The following is a 21,382-nucleotide window of genomic DNA, read 5'->3' as shown; positions in this document are numbered from 1 at the left end:
ATAATTATACCAATTAAAAGGTCAATGAGGCACCCGCTCTTTTGGCCTGTTTTTTTTACACCAACCATAAAAAACAGGGGGATGTTCATCAATGATTGAAAGAATAAGCACAGGAATGATTGAACTGGACAAAGTACTGGACAGTCTTCGCCTTGGTGACAATGTAGTATGGCAGGTAGACAGTATTGAACAATACAGAAAATACACTGCTGCTTATATTCAACAGGCAATCAATGATAAAAGGCAGATTATTTACATTCGTTTTGGCTTACATTCTCCTGTAATCGACTATTCAGATAACCAAGATCTAATCAAAGTACATAAACCAAAAGCAGACGAAGGCTTCGAACATTTTGCCGGCGAAGTGCACAATATAATAAAAAATGCCGGCAAAGGTGCTTTTTATGTTTTCGATTGCTTATCCGATCTTCTGGAGCAGTGGTCTTCTGACTTAATGATAGGAAATTTTTTCCGTATTACCTGCCCTTATTTGTTTGAGCTTGACACAATCGCATATTTCGCATTACTCAGAGGCCATCACTCTTTCGACACAATAGCACGTATTCGCGAGACAACACAGCTCCTGCTTGATTTATACAATATAGAAAACCAGGATTATATTCACCCATTAAAAGTGTGGCAGAGGTATGCGCCTACAATGTTTCTTCCCCATAAGCTTACATCACAATCCTGTGAGCCAATAATCAGCAGCGCAGAGGCTTCTGTTTTGTTCTCCTCTGTTCAAACAAGACAGCAACAGGCAGAAAGACAAATCGATTTCTGGGACAGACTATTTCTTACAGCAGAGCAGTCCTGGAAATTATGCAAGGAAAATCCTAAAGATGATTCACACTGCAGAAGAATTTTTAACAGATTGTGTGGTTTATTAATCGGCGACGAGGGCCGGATCAGCGAAATGGCGCAAAACTGGTTCGATCTTTCAGATCTTATCGATATTTCCAGGAGACAAATCGGAACAGGTAAAATAGGCGGCAAGGCAGTAGGAATGCTTTTAGCACGCAAAATCACAAACAACATCTTCAGCAGTGATCAATCAACAAGCATCGAGCCCCATGACTCCTATTTTTTAGGATCAGACCTTTTTTATACATACATTGTTCACAATGGCTGGTGGAAATTGCGAATGCAGCAAAAATCTGCCGAAGGATATTTCAGCAAAGCTGCAGCCTTGAAAGATTTTTTGCTCACGGGGCAATTCCCTGCAGCCATACGAGAAAAATTCCAGCAAATGCTGGAATACTTTGGTCAATCTCCCATTATTGTCAGATCTAGCAGTTTGCTTGAAGATGACTTTGGTAATGCATTTGCCGGCAAGTACGAAAGTGTGTTCTGTGCCAACCAAGGCTCTCCTGATGATAGATTTGAAGCTTTTGAGCAGGCCGTGAGACAGGTATATGCAAGCATGATGGATGAGAATGCCCTTACATATCGCAGACAAAGAGGTCTTGATCATAAAGATGAACAAATGGGATTACTGGTACAGCGTGTATCAGGAAGTTACCATAATAACAATTTTTATCCTTGGCTTGCCGGAGTAGGTCATTCCGATAATCTTTATGTATGGGACGAAAGATTAGATCCCGAAGCTGGTATGATAAGACTTGTTTACGGCTTGGGAACACGTGCGGTAGATCGTGTTGAAGGAGACTACCCAAAAATGATTGCTTTAGATCATCCCCTGCTTTCTGTCCACGATAGTAGAGAAGAGGAAAAAACTTATTCACAGCACTATATTGATCTACTTGATCTTTCAACAAATTCCTTAAGAACCAGGTACCTGCCGGAACTAATCGATCAGAACCCAGATATAAATCTTAACTCGGTAGGCGATATTGACTGGGATACAACAAGACAGCTAAGGGAATTAAGAATAAAAAGCAAACCACAGTGGATAATAAATTTCCGCAAAATATTGGTTTCCGGAATTATTCCTGGAGCTTTACAAAAAATTATGCGAGCTTTGGAAAAAGCTTATTCCTACCCTGTAGATATAGAATTTACAGTTAATCAAACTTCCGAGGGACATAATCTTATCAATCTTCTGCAATGCCGTCCGCTTCAGACAAGAAGAATCGGCCCGGCAGTAGAATTCCCTGAAAATATCGAAAAGAAAAATATTATACTAAAAAGCAAAGGACATTTCATGGGTGGAAATGTATGCATTAATCTGAATACGATTATTTATATAAAACCAGAAGAATATGTAAATTTAAACGAGCAGGAAAGACATCAGGTAGCCCGTATAATAGGATATCTTAATCAAAAATTATCAACAGATTACAATTCGTCCATCCTTTTGATGGGTCCTGGACGATGGGGTACAACAACGCCTTCATTGGGAATACCAGTTAAATTTTCAGAAATCAACCATATTAGCGCTTTGGCTGAAATCGCCTTTGAAACAGCAGGAATGATGCCTGAGATTTCCTTTGGCAGTCATTTTTTTCTTGATCTGATAGAAGCGGACATTTTTTATATGGCAGTTATGTCTCACCTTAATGACACATATTATCACCCAGACTTTTTTTGCAGCATGGATAATCAACTTGCCAGACTGCTGCCTGAATGGAGCAAATGGGAAAATATAATCCAAGTTAGCATTCTAAAAAATAATCAAGCAACATTATTTTCAGACATAAAAACTCAAAATCTATTGCTTGCCGGCATTTAAACCAAAAAGAAAGCTTCCTTAATGGGGGACCATCTCGAGAAGCTTTCTTTTCTGGTATGTTGTCCATAGCACCGTGAGGGATCGCAGTTCTATAGACTATTTAGACTGGTCAATATAAGAAGAGTGATCATTCATCAAGCTATACCTGATTTTTTCTTATTTGACCATGAAGTCTGCATATGCCTGTGTATTATGTTCATGTAAATCCAAACCGACTGTTTCTTCCTGTTCGCTGACACGAAGACCGATTGTCTTTTTGAGTACACCAAAGAGTACAAATGATGCGGCCATTGTCCATGCTGCTACTGCAACAACACCAATCGCCTGTATTCCCAGCAGGGAAGCTCCGCCACCGTAGAACAACCCTATAACAGCATCTTCTGTTCCTGGCATATAGTTAGCAAACAAACCAACCATCAGGGTACCGGCTACACCATTAAGACAGTGAACACCAACTGCACCAACAGGATCATCAACTTTCAGAACTTTATCAATAAACTCAATTCCAAATACAATCAGGAATCCTGCTACCACACCAATTGCCAGTGAACCTTTAATAGTAACTACCTGACAGCCAGCTGTGATTGCAACCAACCCTGCTAGAACTCCATTCAAAGTCATACTTACATCAGGTTTACCATAACGAATCCAGGTTATTGCCATTGTAGTAAATGCAGCTGCACAAGCAGCAAGATTGGTTGTCATAGCAATATGACCAAGTTCTCCGTTTGCTTCCAGAGTGCTACCTGCATTGAAGCCAAACCAGCACAACCAGAGGATAAATACGCCCAGAGCACCAAGTGTAATATTATGACCCGGTAAAGCATTTACTTTGCCTTTAACATATTTGCCTATACGAGGTCCAACCATAAATGCCCCTACCAGAGCAGCCCAGCCACCTACTGAGTGAACAACTGTAGATCCGGCAAAATCAACAAATCCCATTTCTCCGAGCCAACCGTCTCCCCATATCCAGTGACCAACAACAGGGTATATAACCATGCTTATAACAGCACTGAAAATCAAGTAAGGGAAGAATTTCGTTCTTTCTGCAACTGCACCAGAAACTATTGTGGCTGCCGTAGCACAAAAAACGGTCTGAAAGAAAATAAATACCGGCGGGGTAAGTTCCGCAAAAACAGTTAAACCTAATTTTTCAGGACTAAAAAAACCTGTTCCGCCAAACAAACCACCAATTGAATCACCAAACATTATACTGAAACCAATCAGATAAAAAGCGATCGAACCAAGTGTAAAGTCCATAACATTTTTCATGATAATATTACTAGCGTTTTTAGCACGGGTGAAACCCGTCTCAACCATAGCAAATCCAGCCTGCATAAAGAAGACCAAAACAGATCCCAACATGACCCAGACAATGTTTAAATACTGAGATAATTCCATAACTTTCACCTCTTTTTAAATACAAAAAAAGGAGATGCACCAAGTCATCACCTTCGATAACAAAAAACCAAATAAACAAAAGAAATTCTCAAAACCGGCAAAACTGCCCTCATAAACTTCTAAACATTTAAAGTTTTAACTTAATTTACAGAGCTCCGCCTCCAGATTCACCTGTTCTGAGTCTGATAGCATCCTCTACCGCATAAACAAAAATCTTACCATCTCCAGGAGCACCACTCGCTACTACACCGCGAACATTATCAATGATACAGGAAACCTTATCATCCGATACTACTGTCTCAACTTTCATTTTAGGCAAAAGATTTACTTCGAACTCAGTACCTCTGTACATTTGAGTAAACCCTCTCTGATTACCATATCCCATAATATGAGTAATCATAAGTCCGGTAACACCACACTGGTGCAAAATAGACTTGACCTCTTCAAGCTTTTCCGGCTTGATGATAATCTCTAATTTCTTCATACCATAACCTCCTTGTTGTTCAGATACATCAGCTTTGCTTCTTCGCTTCAGCAATCACTCTAAGCTTGGTAACATTGTAATTTATATCATGATTATCGTCAATACCTTTTTGCAAGTTTTATTTGTACAAATTTCATTTTGTGCCAAGTCTTTTTTTGAACAAATCCAACAAAAGGCTTAAAAGAAGGACAACCACCTCTCCAGACTGTGTTTTTTTGAAAGTAAACACGTGTATTTCCTTCATTTCAAACAAAAATCCTTTAATGCTCGAAATTATAACATTTTACTGTAACCATACATTTATAATAATGCTGTTATGATATCCTTATATACAATGGGTAAATTCCCTGTTTCAAAAACAGATAAAAAAAATTATCAGCACTAAAGACAAGGAGGCGGCAGGATATGACAATAATTAAGATCCTGCAAAAGTTAGTATGAAGAAATTTCTCAAAAAACTAAACAGGGGGGCAATTCTTACATCCGTAGTTATCATTGCTGTAATTATTTATTTAGTTACAACCTCTGCAATTCACGCAAGAGAAAAACCTATAATCAAAGAAATATGCCAAAATTATGTGGAACAAGAAATCAAATACTCTGTATTGCCAGAGCCTTACAGAAGCAATAGTGAGATCATGCCAGAAACTGAAGCTGAAGATTTCATTTCTCAAATGATGGAAAAAATAAGTCCATACTACATCGATAACGAAAGAATACGAACACTTGCCACAGATAGAATAAAATCTACCATTCTATCTCAAACAGAAGGTTGGTATAGAATCAAAGAGTATGAAAAACAAATCAGCAAATTCGAATCTTTCAGTTTTAGCGGCAATGAGGTCACTGTTGTTTTTAATACGCAGTCAGTAGTAGAACGAAAAGCCGATACAGGTTCAGCAAGCGGAGACAGCAGAATAGTTAATCAAACACAAGATACTATGGTATTACAAAAAAGTAATGGAACCTGGAAAGTAGTTTATGCTAGTCTTCATGAGCCATATGAATCAAACTACGCAACTTTTTAATTTATATACTTTAAAACATATTAAATAAAGGTCAAAAGCGTCAGTAAAACCTGAACACAAAAAGAGGTATATTATGGAATCAGTACTACAGATTAATAATCTGGAAAAATCATTTGGTAGAAAAAAAATTATTGATGATATAAGTTTTGACGTTAAACCGGGCGAAGTATTTGGATTTCTTGGCCCTAACGGAGCAGGCAAAACAACGACACTAAAGATGATTATGGGGTTTTTGAGTATAGACAGCGGCGATATTATAATAAACGGCTTTAATCTAAAAAAAGACTATGAAAAAGCAATGTCATCTCTTGGAGGAATTGTTGAAAATCCTGAACTATATCAAGATTTATCGGGCAAAATAAATTTGCAAATGTATGCCAGACTTCATAATAATATAAACAAAGGCAGAATTGAAGAAGTAGCCACAATGGTAGGAATGCAAGACAGACTGAACGAAAAAGTAAAGAAATATTCCTTAGGAATGAAACAGAGAATCGGACTAGCACAATCTCTGCTTCATAAACCTCAATTGCTCATTCTGGATGAACCAACAAACGGATTGGATCCGGCAGGAATTCGGGAACTGCGGGATATATTAAAGCGCTTGGCTTATGAAGACAATGTAGCGGTTGTTGTGTCCAGTCATTTATTAAGCGAAATGCAGCTTTTATGCGATCGCGCCGCCATAATTCACAAGGGACGCATTCTGGATGTGAAAACAGTTGCTGAGTTAACTGGAATAAGTGGTTCTTCAACTAATTATAGAATTTTGACAAATCAAATTGCACAGGCTATTGAGATTCTAACTCCGGTTTATACGGAAAATATCAAGTCAAACACTAATTCAAGTATTGATTTTGTTATTGAAGAAAGCAAAATCCCGGCTGTGATTCGGTTACTTGCACTAAAAGGAATCGAATTATACGGTATAAGCAAGCTGGAATCATCTCTGGAGGACGCATTCCTTCAGGTTACAGGTGGAGGAATGACAATTGAGTAAGATAAAAGCATTGTATGTAAATGAGATTATTAAAATTTCCAAAAAGCCAAGCATTCTCATAATGTTAATAATAATGATCGTAGGAATAATCGCATTGGGCGGCTTAATGAGATTTCAGGAAACATTTATTTCTCAGAATAATTGGTATGAAGCTGACAAAGAGTGGGTTCTTGAAGAAATGAATAGAGCAAAAGAGGAATCTATCAGCGAAGCTGAGAAAATCAAAGCCGAACTTGCTGCTATTGATAAAGAAACCGATCCTCTGCATTATAATACATTAAGCCTTGATCTGGCAGACTTCGAGAGTCAAATAGAGATGTATCAAACAGCAATCGACGAAAATATAATGCTTTTTTCAAGTGATAACTTTTTAATCGATACGCTCTATAGCATCAGCAACTTACAGTATCAACTGGCAAATCTAAAGGTATCAGCCGATCAATCTGCTGATAGCACTTCGATTTCGGAAGAAAACCAACGTCTTAATAATATTATTTCTGATTATAGAGAAATAATTAAGACAAAAGATTTCACCGCCTATATAAATCTAGAAAAAAAATTACTATCAGATGATCCTACTTTGAGCCCCTCTGATAAAGAAGCAGGAATAAAAAAATTAAATCTTTGGTATGTTATTGACTCTTCAGGAGGTATCGATGATCCAACAATCGGTTATCAAGTAAATAACGTTCTTTCCCAGTTCGAGAATATGGAACGTTCCCTAAATGAAGGTGTCGATTATACAAGCTACGAGGGGATAAAACCGCTTACTCCCGACAGCTATGACGAGATGGAAAATCAGTTGGCAGTTTTACTTTATAAAATCGAAAACAATATGCTTGTTTTTGAAGACTCAAACTCTTATAGCAGCTCTGCTATTGATTCAATGATAAGTTTTGGCAGTTTCATGGTCATCATGATGATGTTGATTCTTGCCGGCGGATCTATTTCTCAAGAAATAGCTACAGGATCTATTAAATCTCTTATAATTTCGCCTGTAAGACGTTGGAAAATTTTTACAGCAAAAGTATTATCACTACTCACAGTCGGTTTACTATCAGTATTAATCATCTATTTTACAACATTGATAGGTCATGGAGTGTTTTTTGGTTTTAGCAGTGCCCAAAATTATGTTTTTGCCAATAATGGTCTTGCTTCTTCAATATCTTTTCCAATTTTCCTTCTGGCAGAGCTATTCGTAAGATTTATAGATATAGTTATTTTTATGGCCTTTGCACTGATGCTATCAGTAATAACACGTAACACTGCCGCAGCTGTAGGAATTTCAATGGCTTCCTACTTTGGACACAGCATCGCCAAACAAATAATTATGTTTTTACCACCTGCAGAGTGGATAAAATTCCTGCCATTTGGCAACCTTGGTTTAATTGATCAATTTTTCCCATTCAAGAATCAGGTCGCCAACCTTGGTTATAACCTTTATGGCATGACAAGTCAAAATGTACCAACCTTGACTTTTTCCTTAATTTATCTGACTGTTCTTTTTATCTGTTTGATATATACTGCACTTGATTCTTTTAACCGCAGAGATATCAAATAATCAGTTCACTTAATACATAACAAGTTACCGGAAAGGCTGTTCACTTTAGTGGACAGCCTTTTTATAATGAAATCAGCGGCTTTTCACAATCCTCCTTGCCAGGATTATCTCTCTCTATGAGCATAGCTCTAACGGGTGAAGCTTCGGCTCCGGCAATTTTCAAAGGTACTGCCACAAGAAGATAGTATCCTTGTGATATATCTTGCAACCTCAGACCTTCCAAGATTATTATATCAGCACGCAGCAGCGTTTTATGCGTGCTATACTCAGGTTGAGAACGCTCAATACCCAAACCATCGATACCGACACATTGAATACCGCTTTCAACAAGAAAATCTGCCCCATCTGATGCCAGATATACGAACTGCGGATCAAACACATCCGTCTGCGAATTTCTGGTTTTCAACAATATAGTTTCGTCAGGCAATAGATTATGGTCTTTTAAATCTTCCGCAGTTATTGCCTGTTCAATATAACTCAGATCAATGACTCTGCAAGGAGTAACAACCCTTGTCAGATCAAGCCGATCCACTGTACTGCCTCCAGGAATAAAATGCAAGGGCATATCCAGATGAGTGCCTGTATGCATATCCATGCATATTCGGCTTTCTCTTGCTGCAGAATTATCAAAATCTCTTGTAATTTCTAAAACAGGTTTTTTCTCAGATTTATTTTTGTATACCTGCATATTCTCTCTTATTGTCATTGTTATATCATGTATGATCATTGTGGCCTCCTTGTCCTCTTTTGCGATTAATGTCAGCATCAGATTGCATTCTATTTTAATCTAATCCTCAAAGTCAGCTGTTTTGCAAGAATAAGATTCAGGAGCATCTCCTCCTTCTGCCAGATGCCACCATCTTCGTTTATCTTTTCTAATCATTTTAATAGCTCCCTGAGGTCCACAGGAATAATCAGGATATTTTTCTAAAACAGGATGGGTTTCACAGTATTTGGCTATTTCATCCGTTAGACTCCAAGACAGTACAAGTTCATCCCAGCGAGTAAAACGTGTTGAATCTCCAATAATTACATCCATCAGTAATTTTTCATATGAATCGGGCGTATTAAAATTATATTGGCAGCTTTGGCAATACTCCATTTCTGCCACAGTCATTTCATCTATTACTGTAGGCTTTTTTGTATTTAATTTCAAGTGAATTCCTTCACGTGGTTGTATGCCTATCTGAAGCAAATTAGGCGAAGCCTCTATTTCCGAAGCAGTTGAAGGTTTTTTGAATTCAACTGTAACCAGAGCGGCTTTCTCGGCCATTTTTTTCCCAGTAACAAGATAAAAAGGAACCCCTTGCCATCTTTCATTATCAAGGGTCAGTTTCAATGCTACGAAAGTTTCTGTAACAGAGTTTTTTTCTACGCCATTTTCGGAGATATAGCTCTCATATTGACCAGTAATAACAGGCTGAATTACATTCTCACTTATCTGGTTATGTAATGATTCTAATAGTTTTACCTTCTCATTATGAACTGACCAGGAATCTGTTTTCAAGGGTAAATCCATGGCCAGAATAGCAACAATCTGCAGAAGATGATTTTGAATCATATCTTTTAGTGCACCTGTTCTGTCATAATATCCAGCTCTGCTTCCTACACCTTCATGTTCAAGAACACTTATCTGTATATTATCAATATATTTTTTATTCCAGATTGGTTCAAAAATTGCATTTTCTCTTCTTAGCATAGTAATATTCTGAATCATTTCTTTAGCAAGATAATGATCAATACGATATATGTTCTTTTCTGGTATAACACTTGTTATCACTTCATTAAGCTCAGTGGCACTTTTCAAATCTTTGCCAAAAGGTTTTTCTATAACAAGCCGCTGCCAGAAATTTTGCGAATTGTCAGAATCATCACAAGGTTCTATAAGTCCCGCTTTTTTTAAGTCAAGAACTATTGATCCGAAAAATTCGGGAGCTACAGCCAGATAAAACAAACTATTACGAGCATAAAACCCTTTAACACGTTGCGAATTAATTTTTTTTGCCAGCAATTCATATTCCTGAGAATTCTGAAAATCCATTCGCATATATTCGATCTTTTTTTCGAATTCAGTCCAGAGCTTTTCATCCAATGTTTTTTTGATATATTTTATAATTGAAGTTTTCAAATCATTGCGGAATTGATTAGTTGTTTTATCACGTCTGCCGATTGCCAGAATGTTAAATTTTTGTGGGAGGTAAGACTGCAAATAAAGCTGATACAAGGCAGGAATCAACTTACGGTGTGTAAGATCACCTGTAGCTCCAAAAATAGTCATCAAACAATCTGTTGTTTTCATATTATCTTCATTCGACAGAGAATCCTAAAACCACCTTTAAATAAATATTTATTCTCTGCCTCCTCCTTACTGTTTCAATTATAAGTATCATAAATTGTCGATACAAGGACTTATGTAACAAACCCGCAATATCTTGTCACTATAAACTTAATTTGACATTGTTTAACCTGTAATGATATAAGCGGTTATAAGTACTTTATCAGGGAGGCATTATGTCAAATTATCGTGGCGTTTCCAAAGAAAATATAAAGCATTGTACGGATATCGAGATGCAAATAGCAAACTTGGCTAAAGATATTTTAAGCTGGCAAAGAAATTACTGTACAGATTTTTCTAAAGAATTTTTTTTGAAAATATTAAGTAATATTCCCGGAGTCCGATCAGTTATATTAAATCTTGCCAGAAACGACAATATTATTACTGCTGATAATAATTTCTATTTAGCAGCTTATTTGAATGATTCAGAAACTGAAAAAAATATACAAACAGGCGCCAAAGCCAATAATATCAGTTACGTTTTGTTTGAAGAACTATTAAAAATAGCTAAGAAAGGTTATACATACAAGGCAAAAGTTTTTAGCAGCCCTGAAAATAATTTGATAAACACCTATATTGATGCGAAAGCATTTCTTGATAATATAAGCACCTCTGATAAATACGAAAATAATTTATCAACAATATCTCAGATGGCAAAAGGATTTTTTTTGCTTAACATTAATCTAGTAGGCAACCAAAGAAACCATGGTCAAATATGGCTAATTATGAATGAAGAACCTTCCAACGAACAACTTGACTTGTTAACAATTTATTCTGGAATAATTGCAATCAAATATAGCGATTATATTGAAGATTTAAATAAACAACAGTTTTATGAACAGACAATTAAAGAGGAACAAAAGAAACTTGATTCTGCCTTAAAAACCATCGAGTATTTAAATAAATATGATCAATTAACAGGGCTTTTTAACAGAAAACATTTTGAAAAAATGATAAAAACTTACGACAATCCTGAATTTCTGCCTTTAACAATCGTAATGGCTGATGCAAACGGCTTCAAACAAATAAATGACGCATTCGGCCATGCTTTTGGTGATGAAATGTTGTGTAGTGCCGCCGATGTTATAAAATCCCAGTGCAGAAAAAACGATATTGCAGCAAGACTAGGCGGTGATGAGTTTGTTATATTAATGCCTTACACAGATCAGACTGCAGCACAAAAACGAGTCAAAGCAATGCGTCAGTTATGTTCTTCTATAGAATTGAAATCCGTAGGTTTATCAATTTCCTTTGGCTGGGAAACGAAAACATCTCCAGATACTTCTTTTAATCTTGTATATACTCAGGCCGAAAACCGAATGTATAGACGCAAACTTTTTGAAAGCCCAAGCGTACGAGGCAAGAGAATACATACAATTGTTCAGACACTAAACGAAACTCATCCCAGAGAAGAAAAACATTCAAGAAGAGTTGGCTGGCTTTGTGAAAAGCTTGGTCAATCTATTGGCTGCGAAGATAGTCTTCTGAAAGAGTTCAAAACAATTGGAATGATGCATGACATTGGCAAAATTGCGATCAGCGATTCTGTACTTGATAAGTGCGGACCACTCAGCGAATACGAGTATAAAGAAATAAAAAGGCACCCTGAAATCGGTTTTAGAATTTTAAGCACAGTACATGATCTGGCAGATATGGCGGATAGTGTTTTAAGTCATCATGAACGCTGGGATGGAAAAGGATATCCTCGACAACTTCAAGGAGATCAAATTCCTCTTGGTGCAAGAATTGTTTCCATAGCTGACTGTTATGACGCCATAACAAGCGATCGCCCATATCGATGTGCAGAATCAACGTTTTTTGCCTGTCATGAAATAATAAAAAATGCCGGAATTCAATTTGATCCAAAGCTGGCAAGAGTATTTGTGGATCAAGTTGGAGGCTGGCAATCCTAGGGCCAAAGTATTTTATCTGCTTTCAACTGTTTTTCCAGCAGAATTTCTTGTGTGCTTATTTCTCCTACTTCCATTTGACTAATAAGTCCTAAATGTTGCAGACTGATATTACAGACAAGAATCTCTGAACCTTTATTCTGAAGCTCCTTGAGCAAATTTACAACAGGAGATTGTTTCACAACCAGATAGGCCGCAGAATTATAAAAAATGAAAGTCTGTGGCGGCAAAGGCAGTCGCAGCAAAGCCTCCAGATATGGCCTGATTAAACCCCTGCCCAATTCCCGGTTTCCGCTACCTAACTGGTCTTGCCTAAACACAATTACCAGATTATGTTCATTCTTACTAACAGCTTCAAGCATTGCATTGGTCATGGAAGAAGCATCAACATCAGTTATTGTCTGGCTGTTTTCAAGATTCATCAATGTTTTTCACCCCCATTATATGCGAATATATTGGTTGCACTAATCTTTTACTTTACCGCTAATTTTATCTATTGCACGAGGAAGAGCATCTTTACTGTTTTTCCAATCAGCTTTGGTATTTCTATAATCAAATTTCAAAGTAAACCATTCAACATCGTCGCGCAAAGTTTCTAAAGACTCATTTTGCTGACAAGCCAGAACATTTAGAAAAACTGACGCCTCTTCCTGATTAAGTTTTTGAGAAGCCTCTTTCAGCAACATAGCAAGATGTGGAAGGCAGTACCCTTTTTTACTTTCGAAATATTGTTTGAAAGCCGGCTCATGGAAAAATTGATGAAAAATTACATCCAGATATCTTTCCATGGTATATTTGATTCTTTCACAAATTATACAGCTTTTAGTTCTTGATTCTATCTTAGTTGCCATAGTTTCAAGTTTCTGTTTATAATTTTTATCTTTTCCGGAAAATATATTTTTACGAACTCCAGGCACTGTTGCAGTCAACTCAGAATTTAAATCATTACATAAATCCTCAACATGCGTATGAAGAAGCAGACCTAATCCCAAACGATTATCTTCTCTTTTGTATAAAAGTCCCCAATGATTACAACAAAAACCTTTCTTATTAGTTTCAACCCTAACATCGGGTTCCATAATAGCAGCTCCCAGATAATAATCAAGCAAAGACTGCTCTGTTGTATGTTCTAACTGGCAAAGCGGACAAGCCGCATCAGACAAATAAGCATCATTTACAGGGATAGTATATATTTTTTCTTTCACAAAAACCTCCAGTTTTTCACAAATCAATCAAAATTAATTTCGATCATAATTTATGTAATCAACTTTGGTGTATTACTCTTCTTGCTCTAACGTTGACCGCCATAACATTAACAGAAGTATATTCCTCAACCATATGGCTTACTTTTTGTTGAACCTCCTGAAGTATCATTTGCGCATTATATCCATAATAAAGAGATAAATCCAAAGTAAAAACAGCACCATAAACTTCAGTTGTCGTTTTGAAGTCTACCAAACCAGCCACACCCCTGATTCTGCGCAGAATCAGTTCAATCATCATGCGCATAGCTTCATCAGAAATTGAATAACTTCCCAAACCTGAGAAAGTAGGTCTTACAACAGTTCTTTCAGAATCAGGTGCGACAGGTGCTATACCCCTATCCCTATCCCAGCGTTTACGCAATTTTGAAATAGGATCAGCAAAATAACCAGAAAATTCATGCTTTATCTCCATGCTGGGAACCGGTATGGTGTGCTTCCCTTCAGATAATCGGGTTTGTTTTGCCTGACGCATTTCTTCTTCACTGCTTATATCTTCAATTCTGATAAGCATAGCAGGTTGAGGCAACCAAAGGTTATTGCATATTTTTGTTAACATCCCATCAGAAGTTCCAAGTATCATCAAAGTCGTAGGACAATGCTCGGCTAGTGCTCTTCTCATAACAGCAGCTCTGGTTTCGTCAGCAAAAAGAGCTTGTCTGACAGATTCTAACTTTGATTTTGCTTTTTTAGCAGATGTTCCCGCAACTATTCTGCTGCCATTTATTAATAGTCCGTCATCTATAAGCCAGGCTATCTGATGCTTACGTGCAACAGAAACAGCTCTCGTACTTTTCCCTGTTCCACTAGGGCCAATAAACGCAATCACAGCTATGCCAGATAAAACCTCTCGCAAAGCCTCTCGTGTTTTTTCTTCGCTCATCTGATTACGATCTGCAACAGTTTTATTTACCACATCAGATATTCTGCCAAGAGTTTTGAACGGTCCTGTCTGTTCATTAACACTATCCGAAGAAGGCGGCTGACTTTTATCTGCCGGCTTTTTTCTTTTATCGAAAAGCAAAGCCATATTGAACACCTTCCTTAATCAAAACAAAGTAAATGTTTTAAAAATCTTATTCAATCGCATTCCCAATTATGAATGACTTCTTGAACGTCGTCTAGCTCTTCCATTTTTTCAACCATTTTTTTCATTTTTTCAATAATTTCCAAATCATCAACTTTTGCCCATACAGTAGGCACCGGTCCCAAAGACATATCCGCAAAAACATATCCCTGTTCAATCATCTGCTGTTTTACTTGTTGATAATTTTCAGGTAAGACAATAATCTCGAACGAATCATCATTTACAGAAATATCTTCAGCTCCAACTTCCAAAGCAGCCATCATAATTGTTTCTTCATCTATTTCAGGAAACTCTTCTCTATCAAGTATCAAAACTCCCTTTTCTTCAAACTGGAATGAAACACAGCCATTTGTACCCATATTGCCACCAAATTTATCAAATAGATGTCTTATATCACCGGCAGTTCTGTTTCTGTTATCAGTCAAAGTTCTGACCATTACTGCAATACCGCCAGGACCGTATCCTTCATACAATATTTCTTCATAATTTTCAGTATCATTTAGACCTGAAGCCTTTTTAATGCTTCTTTGAACATTATCATTTGGCATATTATTTGCTTTGGCTTTTGCAATAGCATCTTTAAGCCTGCTATTAGACTCCGGATCAGGACCGCCATTTTTAACTGCAACCTGGATTTCTCTGCCTATTTTTGTAAATATAGCACCTCTTTGAGCATCCGCTGCTCCTTTTTTATGTTTTATATTACTCCACTTTGAATGACCTGACATATGTACCTCCACGACAATACGGCATCACCGTTAAATGTATTTGATAAACAGCATCTTCACAACAATCAACCAGAAGTCGAATCTGCTAAAAACTCCAACTATTATTATAATTAAATGCTTAGCGGCGGATCAGGAGGAGGCAAAGGAACATAGGACGGCTCAGCTTCTTCTATCAAAGCAACGCCAGCAGTCTGATCTTTACATATTTTTATTAACTCTTCCACTTTATCAGGGATCGCACCAACCAACATTTCAACATCAAGCGAATACTTTGTTTCTCCTTGCCAAAAGTCCCCTTGCGAAAGATGAAATTTCAAACGCTCATAATCATGGTAAGGTACAGTAACTTTATATCTGCAACATAATTGCATTATTACCGGTTCAGCTTTTTCAAGAGCTAGAGAAGCGGTTTTGCTATAAGCTCGTACCAGTCCACCGCCACCTAATAATACTCCACCAAAATAACGAACTATTACTAGTCCAAGATCTTCAATTCCTGCCTTTCTCATAACGTCAAGCACAGGAATACCTGCAGTTCCTTGAGGCTCACCATCATCTGAATATTTCTGCAGTTTAACCTGACCGCCTAATATCCATGCATACACATGATGAGTGGCATCCGGATGTTTTTCCCGAATGCCACTGACAAATAGATTAGCCTGCTGCTCATCAGCCAGCGGCTGACAATATCCTATAAAAGTAGATTTCTTTTCTTCAATCTCTATACGTGCCTCGTGTTTGACCGTACAATAAGACTTTCGCATCAGATTACTATACAAGCTCCTTGTATTTTTGATAGGACAACATCAACAAAGATTTATCCTGGCTATATGTTACCTTCTCAATAGCCTCTTCAACTGTAAAAAAGCCACCGTCAGAAAAATTCTGCACATTGTTAGGGGTAACTGCATCGTCATCAGTAGTCATAATATACCAAACTATCTTATTTGCAACCGGGCGTTGTCTTGAAATCGAATAAAATTCATAATTTGTGCGGCCTGCCGCTGATATTATACGTGCCTTCACGCCAGCTTCTACCAGGACTCTTTTAACGGCAACTTCATCAGGAAAATCGCCAGTTCGCATGACACCCTTGGGAAAAACCCATTCCTGTTTCTCGTTCATAAGAAGCAGCACTTTATCATTGTTAAAAACAACCCCACCTGCACAATTTCGTACCAGCATAGTCATTACCCCTTTCATTTTAGCTCTGAAGTTTCCTATTTCTGCCAATCATGATCTGTTTACCTTATTTTAACAGAAATAAAACCTCCGGTCGCGTAACAATCACTCTTTATAACTTATCTTTTCCAGCCCATTCATCCAGGGACGTAGAACCTCAGGTATAACTACACTTCCATCTTCTTGTTGATAATGCTCTACAAGAGCCGGCAAAATTCGACTTGTCGCCAGACCTGATGCATTTAAGGTATGTAGAAACTCTAACTTATTTGTTGATTGGCGGCGGAATTTCATATTGCCTCTTCTAGCCTGATAATCACCGGCATTCGAAGCGGAACTAACTTCTTTGTAGTCGTTCATGCTTGGTATCCAAACTTCGATATCATACGTTTTAGTCATAGATGCACTACAATCACCGGCTGCCAGTTCACTTATTCTATGATGTAATCCCAGTCCTTCGACTAATCTGGCAGCTTTACCTACAAGCTCTTCCAGAGCTTGATCTGACTGTTCAGGCAAAGCATACTGGAACATTTCAATCTTATTGAACTGATGTCCACGTATCATTCCCCGTTCTTCTGCTCTATAGCTTCCTGCTTCCTTACGATAGCAAGGAGTATAGGCAAAATATTTTTTTGGCATCTCTGCTTCTGAAAGAATTTCATCACGATGCAGATTTACCAATGCAGTTTCTGCAGTAGGTAAAATAAAATGGGTAAAATCATCGCTATCATCATTTTTCAACTGGAAAACATCGTCCTTAAATTTGGGAAATTGACCCGCGGTGTATCCACACTGATATGTAAGAATATGCGGAGGAAGCATCATTTCATAACCATCTTTTAAGTGTTCCTGAATAAAGTAGTTAAGCAAAGCCCATTCCAGCAATGCACCTTGCTTGCGATATACCCAGAAACCGCTTCCACCAAGTTTGGCACCACGCGTATAGTCAATAATACCAAGTTGCTCAACCAGATCAACATGATGACGTGGTGCAAAGCTAAATTCAGGTTTTTGACCAAATACTTTAATCACTTTATTGTTTTCTTTGCCTCCGGCAGCGATATTATCGTCAGGAAGATTCGGCAAAGCCGCTAAAAAACTTTGCTGTTTTGTATTCAGATCGGCAAGTTGTTCATCAATGATTTTTACTGCGTCCGCAACTTCTTTCATTCTTGCCATTATGTCAGAAATATCCTTGCCGTCTTTTTTCAACCTTGGTATTTCCGCAGAAGCCCGGTTTTTCTCAGCTTTAAGCTGTTCTGTCTTGCTTATAAGTTCACGTCTTTTACTATCAATTTCTAAAAACTCACTAAAATCAGCCTCATATCCTCTTTTAGCCAATTTTTCACGTATTAAATCAGGCGTTTGTCTGATCAGATTAATATCAAGCATCTTGCTCCTCCTATTTCAGATCATTATCAAATATTAGTAAATTTATATAAACTGGTCAAGTACCTTCTCTTTTCCAATACTTATACTCTATGTTGAGTATTCAGTCAAAACCGCCAGGATTTAATTCTTGAAGTTCAGGCAGAACAAATAAACCATCTTTGCGGATAAGCTTACCGTCAAAATAAATTTCTCCACCGCCGTACTCAGGACGCTGAATCTGAATTAAATCCCAATGCAGTGATGATCTGTTCCCATTATCTGCTTTAGCATAGGCTCTGCCTGGCGTAAAATGAATTGATCCCGTAATTTTTTCATCAAATAGAGTACTTCCCATTGGTTCAGTAAGCCTAGGATTTACTCCAAAAGAAAATTCACCAATATAACGAGCACCTTCATCACTATTAAAAATATCATTTAGAAGATCTGAATTGCTGGAACAATTACATTCTATTATTTTTCCTTTTTCAAATTTGAGCTTTATTTTTTCGAAAGTATGTCCCCATTGATTTGAAGGCACATTATATGTTATTTGCCCCTCCACTGAATCTATAACAGGAGCGGTATAAACTTCGCCATCTGGCACGTTTCTACGACCGTAACAGCAAACGGCAGGCATTCCTTTTACAGAAAATGTTAATTCTGTTTCTGGTGCTACTATACGAACAGAATTCGTTTGTTCTATCAAAGCAGCCAGTTTAAGTTCTGCTTGATGCAATTTCTTGTAATCAATTATAGATACTGCCATCGCATGATCAAACCACTTGTCAAAAGGCATCCCTGCCCTTTGTGCCTGTCCTCTGGTCGGCCAGTAAAAAAGTGCCCATTGTCTCTCATTAATAATACGGTCGGAAACTTCTCTGGAAGCAGCACCTGCCATTTGAAGAATTCCGGCAGAAATACCGTTGAGCTCCTGATCATTCACTTCTGCTCTTATAGTAAGATATGCTTTTATATCTTCGCTTCGCTGTAATTCCCATTTATTTGTCAGTTTCAGAAAATTCTCAGCTTTATCCTTCTTTGCAGAAAGCAATTCATAATTAAGCCGGGAGATTTCCTCATCCAGCCATTGAACAAGTAAAAACAGACCCAATTCAGAAGCTCGTCTGAAAAGGGCCTTTACCAATGGTTTTGACTCTACAGCAGCTCTAACCTGAACAACATCACCGGCTTCCAATCTCAATGAATGTTCCAGCAGAACATCTGCCAATCTGTCTAATCTCTCATCTCTCATTTATGTTTTCCAATCCAGTTCAATTTCTTTTTAAGATAATAAATCTGCAACTCAAATTCATGACGTTTATCCGGCAATTAGATTTTTACCAGTTTAGCGGTTACTCCTTCTAGCTCATTCAAACGCTTCTCAAATCTTTCGAGATCTGATTGACCGCTGACCAGCTGAAGTATAATAAGTCCATCATTTGCACAGACATCACCTGCCTCATGCAATCCTAATCTTGTTTTTATACTGCAACCATATTCTGAAAAAACTTTTTGTAAAGCTTCCGCCTGATGCAATCTGTGATTTACTTTAATTAGCATAATATTATTTTCTTCCATTTGAAAAACCTCCTTTATTCTTATATTCTAGCCTTTGAATCCATCTAAAACAACTGTATTGCAAATTTTTTGTCATATCATTTTCTGAAGAGCTTTAATATTTTTTATTACAAAAGAAGATTTATAAAAATCAATAACACCCTCATTTCTCAGGCGCCCTAGTTCTCTGGACATTGACGGCCTGGACACATTGAGAAAATCAGCAAGAGACTCTCTGTTCATTTGTATATCAAAAGTATGTTTACCACTTCTAAAACTCTGTTCCAGCAAAAATGTAGCCAGTTTTTCTCTCATACCTTTTAACTTAAGATAATTGATTCTGGAATTCATAATCAAAGCTTTTTGCGCTACTATTTTCAGCATATTTTCTATCAAAAACCGATGAGCCTGACAAATATGACTGCAAGGTTTACTTATATGCTCAATTTGAATAAAAACAATTGTACTATCGAGTCCGGCAATTACGGTATTTGCCCAGCGTCCGGTATTTGCAAATGCAGATACTTCACCAAACATATTCCCTGCAGTTACAATATTTATTAATAATCTATTGCCTGCGTAATCTTCTTTTTGAATATGCACTTCGCCCTCTACAACTATTCCTATAGCTGACTGGCTATCGCCAGCCTGAAACATTATATCCCCTTTCCCGTAAGAAACTTCATTTGCTTTAAAGCAAGGTAACAAACCAATTATTTCTTGATCGGATAAACCGAAAAAAAGTCCGGTTGCCTTCATTTGTTCAATCCATTTTTGATGCATTTGCTTTTGCCATCCTTATCAGTGCAATTTGGTAGCCACAGCTACATAAATGATGATTTTATTATAGTACACTTGGACATGTCGAACAAGTTAATAAATAGAAACGAGGGAATATAGATGGAAAGAGATATTATACATATTGATGAAGAAAAATGTAATGGTTGCGGATTATGCATAAGCGGTTGCCATGAAGGAGCACTTGCAATGGTAGACGGCAAAGCAAAACTTATTTCTGAAACATACTGCGATGGCTTGGGAGCATGCTTGCCAGCCTGCCCAACAGGAGCTATCACTATCCGGAAAAGAAAAGCTGATCCATTTTTAATGCCTGCCCCAGGGTCTCCTGCAGATCTTGAAATTAAAGAAAAAGCTGAAAAAGAAAAACAAACAGATGTCAAAAACAAAAATGAAGATAAACTGCCCTGCGGCTGCCCTGGAACTCATGCCCGTGCGCTTAAACGTGAACCGGTTATGAACAGCAAGCCTTTTTCAAACAACACGCATCAAAAAACACCGGCAGATCCGGGAGAAGCAAATTCTCAATTACAACAGTGGCCTTGCCAACTGAAGCTAGTGCCGGTTCAAGCACCATATTTTGATCAAGCCAAGTTGCTTATAGCAGCAGATTGTACAGCATTTGCAAGAGCCAGCTTCCATGATGAATTCATAAAAAATCATATTACTGTAATCGGTTGCCCTAAACTTGATGCAGGAAGTTATGCTGACAAACTCACACAAATTTTGACTCTTAATAACATAAAAAGTGTAACTATAGTCAGAATGGAAGTACCTTGCTGTGGGGGATTAGATATGGCAGCACGACAGGCTTTACAGGCCTGCGGCAAAATGATTCCTTGGAAAGTCGTAACTATAAGCACAGACGGAAGAATTTTAGAAGATTAACATGTAGGTAGCTTTGTGCATTTTCACCGATAAAACAAAAATCATACAAGTTTTATCAAGTGCATTTTCACAAGCACCTTTGTGGATAGACA

At 37.5% G+C, this 21,382-nt stretch carries 20 protein-coding genes; 6 read left to right on the top strand and 14 right to left on the bottom strand.

The genetic code is table 11. The features are described 5' to 3' along the window. Positions 1–91: 91 nt before the first annotated feature. Positions 92–2,692 (top strand): PEP/pyruvate-binding domain-containing protein, encoded by a 2,601-nt coding sequence (locus AC0KSB_RS02405; RefSeq protein ID WP_472306358.1) that lies wholly within the window; start codon positions 92–94, stop codon positions 2,690–2,692. A 156-nt stretch (positions 2,693–2,848) separates the two neighbouring features. Here AC0KSB_RS02405 and AC0KSB_RS02400 read toward each other — a convergent pair whose 3' ends face one another. Both AC0KSB_RS02400 and AC0KSB_RS02395 read right to left on the bottom strand, forming a co-directional pair. After that, positions 2,849–4,096 (bottom strand): ammonium transporter, encoded by a 1,248-nt coding sequence (locus tag AC0KSB_RS02400; RefSeq protein WP_472306356.1) that lies wholly within the window; start codon positions 4,094–4,096, stop codon positions 2,849–2,851. Between the two features lie 145 nt (positions 4,097–4,241). After that, positions 4,242–4,580 carry a P-II family nitrogen regulator gene (locus AC0KSB_RS02395; protein ID WP_472306354.1) on the bottom strand — a complete coding sequence of 113 codons (339 nt, stop codon included), beginning with the start codon at positions 4,578–4,580 and terminating at the stop codon, positions 4,242–4,244. Positions 4,581–5,017: 437 nt separating this feature from the next. Between AC0KSB_RS02395 and AC0KSB_RS02390 the strand changes: the two genes are divergently transcribed. The 3 genes from AC0KSB_RS02390 (at position 5,018) to AC0KSB_RS02380 (ending at position 8,169) form a co-directional block, all read left to right on the top strand. Next, the gene (locus tag AC0KSB_RS02390; RefSeq protein WP_472306352.1) at positions 5,018–5,608 is read left to right on the top strand and encodes a hypothetical protein; all 591 of its coding nucleotides are present in this window, start codon (positions 5,018–5,020) and stop codon (positions 5,606–5,608) included. 73 nt (positions 5,609–5,681) lie between these two features. Continuing rightward, on the top strand, positions 5,682–6,608 hold the full coding sequence (locus AC0KSB_RS02385; RefSeq protein ID WP_472306350.1) for an ABC transporter ATP-binding protein: 927 nt from the start codon (positions 5,682–5,684) through the stop codon (positions 6,606–6,608). Beyond that, a complete protein-coding gene (locus AC0KSB_RS02380) occupies positions 6,601–8,169 on the top strand; it encodes an ABC transporter permease (protein WP_472306348.1) in 1,569 nt (522 codons plus the stop codon). The genes AC0KSB_RS02385 and AC0KSB_RS02380 overlap by 8 nt, the downstream gene beginning before the upstream one ends. 61 nt (positions 8,170–8,230) lie before the next feature. On the opposite strand, the gene AC0KSB_RS02375 is transcribed toward AC0KSB_RS02380, so the two are convergent. Together AC0KSB_RS02375 and zwf are read right to left on the bottom strand one after the other, a co-directional pair. Further along, positions 8,231–8,896 carry a cyclase family protein gene (locus AC0KSB_RS02375; protein ID WP_472306346.1) on the bottom strand — a complete coding sequence of 222 codons (666 nt, stop codon included), beginning with the start codon at positions 8,894–8,896 and terminating at the stop codon, positions 8,231–8,233. A 60-nt stretch (positions 8,897–8,956) separates the two neighbouring features. Continuing rightward, positions 8,957–10,468: a glucose-6-phosphate dehydrogenase gene (gene zwf, locus AC0KSB_RS02370; RefSeq protein WP_472306344.1), complete on the bottom strand. Its 1,512-nt coding sequence runs from the start codon at positions 10,466–10,468 to the stop codon at positions 8,957–8,959. Between the two features lie 212 nt (positions 10,469–10,680). Between zwf and AC0KSB_RS02365 the strand changes: the two genes are divergently transcribed. Continuing rightward, complete coding sequence (locus AC0KSB_RS02365; RefSeq protein WP_472306342.1) at positions 10,681–12,417, top strand: bifunctional diguanylate cyclase/phosphohydrolase; 1,737 nt, start codon at positions 10,681–10,683, stop codon at positions 12,415–12,417. Here AC0KSB_RS02365 and AC0KSB_RS02360 read toward each other — a convergent pair. The 10 genes from AC0KSB_RS02360 to AC0KSB_RS02315 form a co-directional block, all read right to left on the bottom strand. Next, positions 12,414–12,836, bottom strand: a complete 423-nt coding sequence (locus tag AC0KSB_RS02360; protein ID WP_472306340.1) for a DsrE family protein — start codon at positions 12,834–12,836, stop codon at positions 12,414–12,416. The genes AC0KSB_RS02365 and AC0KSB_RS02360 overlap by 4 nt on opposite strands. Positions 12,837–12,878: 42 nt before the next feature. Then, on the bottom strand, positions 12,879–13,619 hold the full coding sequence (locus AC0KSB_RS02355; RefSeq protein ID WP_472306338.1) for a DUF6062 family protein: 741 nt from the start codon (positions 13,617–13,619) through the stop codon (positions 12,879–12,881). 58 nt (positions 13,620–13,677) lie between these two features. Continuing rightward, the gene (locus tag AC0KSB_RS02350; RefSeq protein ID WP_472306336.1) at positions 13,678–14,706 is read right to left on the bottom strand and encodes an Asp23/Gls24 family envelope stress response protein; all 1,029 of its coding nucleotides are present in this window, start codon (positions 14,704–14,706) and stop codon (positions 13,678–13,680) included. A 50-nt stretch (positions 14,707–14,756) separates the two neighbouring features. Beyond that, positions 14,757–15,491 (bottom strand): YebC/PmpR family DNA-binding transcriptional regulator, encoded by a 735-nt coding sequence (locus tag AC0KSB_RS02345; protein WP_472306334.1) that lies wholly within the window; start codon positions 15,489–15,491, stop codon positions 14,757–14,759. A 110-nt stretch (positions 15,492–15,601) separates the two neighbouring features. Continuing rightward, positions 15,602–16,270 (bottom strand): IMPACT family protein, encoded by a 669-nt coding sequence (locus AC0KSB_RS02340; RefSeq protein ID WP_472306332.1) that lies wholly within the window; start codon positions 16,268–16,270, stop codon positions 15,602–15,604. Next, positions 16,263–16,676: an NUDIX domain-containing protein gene (locus AC0KSB_RS02335; RefSeq protein ID WP_472306330.1), complete on the bottom strand. Its 414-nt coding sequence runs from the start codon at positions 16,674–16,676 to the stop codon at positions 16,263–16,265. Before AC0KSB_RS02335 ends, AC0KSB_RS02340 begins: the two co-directional genes overlap by 8 nt. Before the next feature lie 102 nt (positions 16,677–16,778). Next, positions 16,779–18,068, bottom strand: coding sequence for a serine--tRNA ligase (gene serS / locus AC0KSB_RS02330; protein WP_472306328.1), 1,290 nt, complete (start codon positions 18,066–18,068; stop codon positions 16,779–16,781). A gap of 100 nt (positions 18,069–18,168) precedes the next feature. Further along, positions 18,169–19,299, bottom strand: a complete 1,131-nt coding sequence (locus AC0KSB_RS02325; protein ID WP_472306326.1) for an aminopeptidase — start codon at positions 19,297–19,299, stop codon at positions 18,169–18,171. A 77-nt stretch (positions 19,300–19,376) separates the two neighbouring features. After that, positions 19,377–19,625 carry a CPF_0552 family protein gene (locus AC0KSB_RS02320; protein WP_472306324.1) on the bottom strand — a complete coding sequence of 83 codons (249 nt, stop codon included), beginning with the start codon at positions 19,623–19,625 and terminating at the stop codon, positions 19,377–19,379. A gap of 72 nt (positions 19,626–19,697) precedes the next feature. Beyond that, a complete protein-coding gene (locus tag AC0KSB_RS02315) occupies positions 19,698–20,387 on the bottom strand; it encodes a Crp/Fnr family transcriptional regulator (RefSeq protein ID WP_472306322.1) in 690 nt (229 codons plus the stop codon). A gap of 117 nt (positions 20,388–20,504) precedes the next feature. On the opposite strand from AC0KSB_RS02315, the gene AC0KSB_RS02310 reads away from it, so the two are divergent. Continuing rightward, on the top strand, positions 20,505–21,290 hold the full coding sequence (locus tag AC0KSB_RS02310) for an ATP-binding protein (protein ID WP_472306320.1): 786 nt from the start codon (positions 20,505–20,507) through the stop codon (positions 21,288–21,290). Positions 21,291–21,382: the final 92 nt, after the last annotated feature.

The organism is Ercella succinigenes (genome assembly GCF_900002895.1).
The sequence above is the reverse complement of the archived record's forward strand: the minus strand, read 5'-3'. Positions and strand labels throughout refer to the sequence as shown.